A 1,248-nucleotide genomic window follows, 5' to 3' on the forward strand; every position below is an offset into this window, starting at 1 on the left:
CGCGTTTCTCCCGGGGGTTCTTCTGAGCTCGAATGGTCTTCCGTCTCGGGCCGCGTCTTGTCGGTGTCTCACCAGGCGGTGGCGCCGCGCGCGTTGGTCATCAGCGAGTAGATCGAGTGGGTCGCCGCCATGAACAGGCGGTCGTGGTTGATGCCGCCGAAGCAGACATTGGCGCAGCGCTCCGGCAGCGAGATGTGGGCGATCGCCTTGCCGTCCGGATTGAACACCCGCAACCCGTCGAGCTCGTCGCTGCCCTGCCCCCAGCCGCACCACAGGTTGCCGTCGGCGTCGCAGCGCAGGCCGTCCGCGGTGCCGTCGCAGTCGACGAGCACGCGGCCGGCGGCGAGCTTCGTCCCCTTCTCGACGACGTCGAACACCCGGATTTTTCGCGGCGTGGTGCGCGCCTCGATGACGTAGAGCTTCGACTCGTCGGGCGAGAAGCACAGTCCGTTGGGGCCGACGATGTCGGTCGCCACCGCGGTGACGCGACCGTCCGGCGCCACCCGGTAGACGGTGTGCGGCATCTCCGGCCGCGCCATCCGCTCGGACGGGTTGGGGCCGAAGGCCGGATCCGTGAACCAGATCGAGCCGTCCGAATGCGAGACGACGTCGTTCGGCGAGTTGAACGGCTTGCCGTCGAACTTGTCGGCGACGACCGAGATCGCGCCGTCGTGCTCGGTGCGCACGACGCGCCGTGTCGTGTGCTCGCAGGTGACCAGCCGGCCGGCGCGGTCGCGCGTGTTGCCGTTCGAGAAGTTCGCGGGCTTGCGGTACGGCGTCACCCCGCCCGAGATCTCGTCCCAGCGCATGATCGCGTCGCCGGTCACGTCGCTCCACAAGAGACAGCGCCAGTCGCCCATCCACACCGGCCCCTCGGCCCAGCGCTGGCCGGTGGCGATGCGCTCGATGGTCGCCGACGAGACCCAATACTTGCGGAACGACGGGTCGAGGATCTTGATCGCCGGATCCGGAATGCGGGTCGACGGCTCCCAGCCGGCACCGGCCGGCGACGCGGACGCCACCACGGCGGCGGCGCCGAGACCGGCCAGCACGGCGCGGCGGGACGTGGTCGTTCGATCGGTTTGGTCGTCGTCACGATGGATCATTGGCGATCTCCAGGCTGACCTTCGGGGAAGCAGACGTGGATGGACGAGTCTCTCGAACCGGCGATCCGGAATGGACGATCTGGAACGGACGGGGGGCGCGACGGCGGCTCTCAGGTCACCGGCGCGGGGTTGAAGACGGCGA

The 1,248-nt window shown here is 69.2% G+C and carries 1 protein-coding gene; it reads right to left on the minus strand.

The window, feature by feature from the left end; translation table 11 throughout:
- Nucleotides 1-68: 68 nt before the first annotated feature.
- Nucleotides 69-1,106 carry an SMP-30/gluconolactonase/LRE family protein gene (locus tag ABTU92_RS30565; protein WP_408095277.1) on the minus strand — a complete coding sequence of 346 codons (1,038 nt, stop codon included), beginning with the start codon at nucleotides 1,104-1,106 and terminating at the stop codon, nucleotides 69-71.
- Nucleotides 1,107-1,248 lie beyond the last annotated feature (142 nt).

It is taken from the genome of Rhodoplanes sp. SY1 (assembly GCF_046000175.1).
In the GTDB taxonomy this organism is placed as follows: domain Bacteria; phylum Pseudomonadota; class Alphaproteobacteria; order Rhizobiales; family Xanthobacteraceae; genus Rhodoplanes.